Raw genomic sequence first — 6,888 nt, 5'->3', positions numbered from 1 at the left:
ATGCTGTATGCTGTATGCTGTATGCTGTATGCTGTATGCTGTATGCTGTATGCTGTATGCTGTATGCTGTATGCTGTATGCTGTATGCTGTATGCATAGTAATTATTCCCCCATATAAATTGCCTAAATACATATTAAATTAATAAATAAAATTGTCAATATTTATTAAAGAATATTCATATTTTTTTACAATAAAACTAATAAAATTATTGTTTTTTATTTGAAACATAATAATATTAAAGATATATAATTTTTCTTATGTTATTTTTACTTTTTTCCGATAAACTATTATAGTAGTATTTTTTAAGGTAATGACGTATGAAACATAGAATATTATTACTTTTATTTATAATTATTAGCTGTTCTAATATATTTGCCCAAGATGACAGTTTTTTGGATACAATTATGTTGGATCAAATTAAAAGAGTTTATCCTAATGATAATGTGGTAGCTCCGTCTAGTTATGTTATAAGCATGAACTTTGATTTAAATAGATATAGATTAAATGAACCTATAACTATGGAAATAAAGATATATGCCAAAAAAGGTACTGTAAGTTTTACAAACTCTATTAATCCTTTCAATAATTATAGCTTTACAGTTTATGATAATTACAATAATCCAGTGGTATCATCAGATAATTATACTTTATGGAAATATAAAAATGAAAGAACTTTAGATTCTTCCAAAGACAGAGTGGTAACTCTTAATGAAGGAGAGAGTTTTTCATATTATATAGATTTAAATAATTGGTTTTATTTCAATAAGACTGGAAGATACAGAGTAGAATGCAGTTTTAACCCTATGCCAGAAATAAGCGATAATTTTTCTATGAAAGCTGATACTGCTTATTTCACTTTGGGAAGTGCCAGAACTTATAATGAACAGGGAAATACAGCTCAGTATAATGTTGTAACTAATATTTCGCAGTTGGAACAATTTTCACCTTACAGTGTTGTATCTAATACTTTATTTTCTATGAAAAATAGAGATTGGACTAATTATTTCAGCTATATGCATATGCCTTCTATAATAAGCATAAGCCAAAGATATTATGAAGCATACAGAAATAATTACAGCAATAGTTATCTTGAAGACTTTACCGATACAGGTATACGTCAAAAAGCTAGAACATTGAGTTTTGAATCATTTTTAAGAAATCAGTTTTCTGACAGTATTAGTGCTAATATGCTAAGAACTAATTTTGGAAATAATTTCTTAAATAACTTGGAAATGGCTTATAAATCAAGTAATATAAGAGAGCTTGCTATAAGATTTGATATTCTTTACAGAACTTCTTTGCCAGAGGACAGAAAAGTATTATTTGAAGAGTTCAAAAAATATTTGGCTTCAGCTTATGACAGACAGGTTAGAAATAATTTTACAGCAGAACTTCAAAGGGATATAATATCTACTAAAGATGCTGAATTAAAAAATCATTATACAGCTATTTTGAATATGATTAGAAACGAATATGATCCTGCTGTAAATTATACTCTTCTAAATTATACTATTGATAAAACAACAATTACTGAAGATTATGGTTTGCCTAGGGCAGAAATTGAAACAAGACTTTATCATAGATATTTTAATGCTGATACAGGTGATGTTTATGATCCTGTTGTAAGAAGAACATTTATATTAAGACAGATGGGGCAGTATTGGTATATAGTTAATTATTATGATACTGTTGTAAATTAAAAAATATATTATAAATAAAATATATTACAAAAAGAAGCAGTAATATTTTATTTCTGCTTCTTTTATTTTACATATAATGTACTATGTAAAAATTGATTTTTTGTAAACTTTATGCCTTTCTTAAAATTATTATCTGAGGATATTTATAATGTTTAATAAGAAAAAGTTAGTTTTGATGATGAAATTTCTCATTCCATTTGCTGTATTCTTAATAATTATGTATTTTGTTATATTTTTTTTTATACAGAAATATTTATATAAATTCATTTGTAAAAGATAAAACATTTAAAGCTGTAAGTATACATGATCTAATAGAGGCAAAATTGAGTAAAGTAAATAATGTCATGGATATATTAGATTCTTATCTGCAGATACCAAATCTTCCTTATGAATATTTCGGATACTCTGTAACAAATATATCAAAATTAAGCGATGATTATTTGAATATATATTTTGGAGAAACAATTCCGTATTCAAAAGGCGGCATTTTTATAAACTCATTAGAGCCTTTTTCTTTAGATTATGATCAGACTTCAAGAGGATGGTATAAATCTGCTGTAGCTAATAATAGAAAAGTTTATATAACTGATCCTTATGTAGATTATGCTACAGGTAAAATATGTATAACTTTTGCCAAAGCTGTATATACTAATAATAATCAATTAAAAGGAGTTGCAGCTATAGATTTCTCTAAAATGAATGATATAGTTCAAAATGTTCTTTATGAAGAAAATGTTAATTTAGTAACATCAAATGGTATGTTTATTAATAGTGCAGATGAAAATAAAGTATTAAATGAAAATAAGAAAATATTTGATGATACTAATTTTCAGAATATAAGGACGTATATAGAAAATAGCGGAAATTACACTAATATATATAAAAATAATTGGTATATAGTCAAAAATTTAGAGACGGTTCCTTGGAGTATAGTTCTTTATGGGGATTTATCATCTATAAAACAGCAATTATTTACACTTATGGTACTTTTACTTTTTGTTATGTTTATTATTATGATATTAGAGACATCACTTGTTATTGTAATAGTAAATCCTATTTCTTCTTCGTTGGAAGATGCAATAAAACATATAAGAATTATGAATGAGGGTTATTTTAATAGTAAATTCGATGAAAAGATGCTTTCTAAAAATGATCAAACAGCTGAGCTATATAAAAACATAAAAAGTATGCAGGATAATATAGGAAAAATAGTTTATAACTTAAAGGAAAGTATAAATAACATAAATAGTTCTGTTGATACCATAACTTACGGCAGTAATAATCTATCTGACAGAACTATATCGCAGGCATCATCATTAGAAGAATTATCGGCCTCTGCAGAGAGTTTATCTGTTTCTTTACAGAATACTTCCAATAATACAGAAAATGCTAAAAATATGAGTTTAGAAGTTTCAGATTCTACTTTGACAGGTGTTAATGCAGTTAATATTATTGCAGATAATATGGCAGAAATTTCCGAGTCTAGTAAGAAAATATCAGAGATAACAAAACTTATTCAATCTATAGCATTTCAAACCAATATACTGGCTCTTAATGCTTCAGTTGAGGCAGCACGTGCAGGAGATCAGGGTAAAGGTTTTGCTGTTGTAGCAAGTGAGGTACGTTCTCTTGCCCAAACTGTTAATGAAGCTGCTAATAATATTACATCTATAGTAAATGAAAGTATTGATAAAATAAAACATGGTAATGAATCAGTTGCTCATTCTATAGAAATATTGAATAATATATCTTCATCTGCAAGAAATGTTGCTGATATTCTAACTGAAATAAGCACGACAGCTATTAATGAACAAAACAGTATAATGCAGATAAATGAAGCTCTTAATTCATTAAACTCAATTACTCAAGAAAACTCATCTATAGCTCAGGATAGTGCCAATTCTAGTAATGAAGTAAAAAACATGACAGAAGATATAGTAAAAGATATAAACTATTTTAAGTTTGATTCTAAATAGAATAAATTTATTTTGAAGCTATTGCAAAAATAGTAATTTTATAGTATAATATAAACTTACTATCAAAAATTATATTATTTTACTTTTAATGGAGAAGCAAAATGAAAAAAGATATACACCCTCAATACTTTGAAACAGATGTAAACTGTGCCTGCGGAGCTAATTTTAAAATACATTCCGTACAAAAAAGTTTACACGTAGATATCTGTCATAACTGCCACCCTTTCTTTACAGGTAAGCAGAAAATCCTTGATACAGCTGGTAGAGTTGATAAATTCAAAAAACGTTATGGTTTAAAAAAATAATTTATGAAGCGAAACCGTTCGTCTAAAAATAAAACTATAATTTTAGATGGAGATGACGTAGAAAAGCTTTCCAAGCGTTTAATAATTTTAAAAGAAAAAACTAGTCTTGATTCTATTCTTAACAAGACAATTTGTAATGATTTCTTTGAGTCTATAAATTATCTTCCTGATAATTTTATAGACTTAGCTATTATAGACCCGCCTTATAATTTAAATAAAGATTTTGGAAACCTAAATTTTAGAAAAAAATCGGATAATGATTATAGTCAGTATATAGATTCTTTTATAAGTTTGATTATACCTCATCTTAAAAAAACTGCGTCTATATATGTATGCTGCGATTTATTTTCAAGCTCTGCTGTGTATGATGTACTTAATAAATATTTTATTGTGCGAAATAGAATTACTTGGCAGAGAGAAAAGGGAAGAGGGGCTCAGTTTAATTGGAAAAATGCTTTGGAAGATATATGGTTTGCCACAGTATCTAATAATTATTATTTTAATATAAATGCTGTAAAGATGAAAAGAAGAGTAATAGCTCCATACAAAGAAGATGGTAAACCAAAGGATTGGCATGAAACAGAGGAAGGAAAATTTAGATTAACGCACCCTTCCAATTTTTGGGACGATATAAGTGTGCCTTATTGGTCTATGGCTGAAAACACTACGCACCCCACTCAAAAACCTGAAAAATTAATAGCAAAATTGATATTGGCAAGTTCAAAAGAAGATGACATAGTATTTGATCCTTTTGTAGGAAGCGGTACAACTTCTGTAGTTGCAAATAAATTAAATAGAAAATATGTATCTATAGAAATGGATAAATATTATGCATTGCTTACCGAGTATAGATTAGAAAAATCAAATACGGATAAGAATATTCAGGGATTTGCTGACGGAGTATTTTGGGAAAGAAATACTTATTCATATTTAAAATCTTTAATGACCAAAAGCAAAAAAGATAGCATTTGATAAAAATATTAGCTTCAATCTTATAATATTTAGGAGTTTATATAATATGAAATTTATAATTGAAAATAAAGTATTTGAAACTTTAAATAATCTTTGTGTTGCTGTAATTTTAGCTAAAAATATTGATAATACTAAAAGAATAGATGATATTTCCTCTATGCTTGAAGAGAATATTTTAAATGCTGAAAAAGATTTTGAGAATATAAAGGTAAAAGAAAGCGAATATATAAAGTGTTATAGAGATGCTTTTCAGAAACTTAATATTAATCCCAATAAATTTATGTGTTCGATAGAGGCATTACTTACTAGAATATCAAAAAAGAAAGGAATGCCGCATATAAATTCTGTTGTTGATTTGGTAAATGCTGTATCAATAAAATATAAACTTCCTATGGGGGCACATGATTTGGATTCTATGAAAGAGGATTTTTATATAAGATACTCAAAAAAAGGTGATATTTTTATTCCTTTTGGCGAGACTGAAAGCGAAGAAGTTGATGAGAATGAATTAGTATATGTTTCTTCTAATGATGTAAGAACTAGAAGATGGATATGGAGACAAAGCGAACATGGAAAAATTATTGAAACTTCTTCAAATATAATATTTCCGATAGATGCTTTTATGGGTATTAATGATGATAGAGCTATTAGTGCTAGAGATGAGCTTGGCAGTTTACTTTGTAAATTCTTTAACTGTACTGTTGAAGTAGGAATGATCAATGCTGAGAATAATTATATAGAGTTTTAATAAAAAATATAAATATTAGTCTTGTTTCAAAATAATTTTATTTATGTTTAGGATTAGTACTGTGAAATTCGTACATCATCACAGTTATTTTACAATCTAATGAAGTAGAGTTAGGTATGTTGTGGGCGGGCTTCTCCAAAAGTTGAATAAAAAATTGACAAACTTAAAAATTTTTAGTATATGCTATCAGCATTTATTACAGAGTATTCAACGGTTTTGCCCACAGCTTCCAAAGTTTTTTTATCTAATTTATATATTGTATCCTGCGAAGTATGATGAAAAGGATATCCCATATCTATAATATCAATAAAAGGTATTTTTTCGTTTAAAAATGGGGTGTGATCATCTATTATAGTGCCGTAATGTTCGTCAAAAAAATAATTACTGTATCCTAAATCATAAGCATACTGCCAAACTTTATTATATATTGGAGAATAATATGTATGAGCAAAACTTTCATATTTGAATTTTGCATTTTTGCTTCCAACCATATCAAGAAGAATACCGAATTTTATTTTTTGTTTATCAATTATTTTATCTCTTATTATAACTTCATTTACAAATGCAATACTTCCCTGTATCCAATCAGTTTCTATTAGTGAATTGCCTTCAACATCAAATAGATTTCCATCATCTTCCAAATCGAATAGTACAAAGCATACACTGTAAGGCAAATCATTATAATTTTTTAAAGCCTTCATAAGTTCTAATAAAACCCCGCTGCTGCTTGCCCCATCATTAGCACCGCTTATAGGTTTGTCTCTATTAAATGCCATTTTATCTTTTTCTGCCACAGAACGGCTGTCAAAATGGCTTGCTATAATTATATAGTTATCAGTTTTTCCTTTAAGGAATGCATATATATTTTCACCGTTTCTTTCTTTTATATATGGTGCTTGAAAATTATGACTAAAAACTTCATAACCCATATTAGAAATTTCTTGTTTAAAAAATTCTCTTACTTTTTTATGGGCTTCACTTCCGTAGTTTCTAGGTCCTAAATCTGTCTGTGCTTTTATGTAATTATATGCATTTTCAGCATTAAAATAGCAATTATTATTTATTTTATTATCGGTATTTGCCTTTGCACTGCTGCATGAATTAAACATAAAAAGTGTTATAATCATAGCTGTTGTTATAAATTTCATAGTTTTTTATTCCAAAAAAATGATGTTATGGTATTAGA

At 27.3% G+C, this 6,888-nt stretch carries 6 protein-coding genes; 5 read left to right on the top strand and 1 reads right to left on the bottom strand.

Going from position 1 to position 6,888, the window contains the following annotated elements:
* Nucleotides 1-318: 318 nt before the first annotated feature.
* The 5 genes from F811_RS0104220 (at nucleotide 319) to F811_RS0104200 (ending at nucleotide 5,702) form a co-directional block, all read left to right on the top strand.
* Nucleotides 319-1,701: a hypothetical protein gene (locus F811_RS0104220; RefSeq protein ID WP_020004044.1), complete on the top strand. Its 1,383-nt coding sequence runs from the start codon at nucleotides 319-321 to the stop codon at nucleotides 1,699-1,701.
* Between the two features lie 323 nt (nucleotides 1,702-2,024).
* Nucleotides 2,025-3,677: a methyl-accepting chemotaxis protein gene (locus tag F811_RS15510; protein WP_245555833.1), complete on the top strand. Its 1,653-nt coding sequence runs from the start codon at nucleotides 2,025-2,027 to the stop codon at nucleotides 3,675-3,677.
* A gap of 101 nt (nucleotides 3,678-3,778) precedes the next feature.
* The gene (gene rpmE, locus F811_RS0104210) at nucleotides 3,779-3,982 is read left to right on the top strand and encodes a 50S ribosomal protein L31 (RefSeq protein WP_020004042.1); all 204 of its coding nucleotides are present in this window, start codon (nucleotides 3,779-3,781) and stop codon (nucleotides 3,980-3,982) included.
* A gap of 3 nt (nucleotides 3,983-3,985) precedes the next feature.
* Entirely contained in the window at nucleotides 3,986-4,954 is a 969-nt protein-coding gene (locus tag F811_RS0104205) for a DNA-methyltransferase (protein WP_020004041.1), read from the top strand.
* Nucleotides 4,955-5,000: 46 nt separating this feature from the next.
* Nucleotides 5,001-5,702, top strand: a complete 702-nt coding sequence (locus F811_RS0104200) for a B3/B4 domain-containing protein (protein ID WP_020004040.1) — start codon at nucleotides 5,001-5,003, stop codon at nucleotides 5,700-5,702.
* Between the two features lie 173 nt (nucleotides 5,703-5,875).
* On the opposite strand, the gene F811_RS0104195 is transcribed toward F811_RS0104200, so the two are convergent.
* A complete protein-coding gene (locus F811_RS0104195) occupies nucleotides 5,876-6,850 on the bottom strand; it encodes a M28 family peptidase (RefSeq protein ID WP_020004039.1) in 975 nt (324 codons plus the stop codon).
* Nucleotides 6,851-6,888 lie beyond the last annotated feature (38 nt).

Source organism: Brachyspira innocens ATCC 29796 (assembly GCF_000384655.1).
In the GTDB taxonomy this organism is placed as follows: Bacteria; Spirochaetota; Brachyspiria; order Brachyspirales; family Brachyspiraceae; genus Brachyspira; species Brachyspira innocens.
Note: the sequence above shows the minus strand (reverse complement) of the source record. Positions and strands in the feature narration are given on the sequence as shown.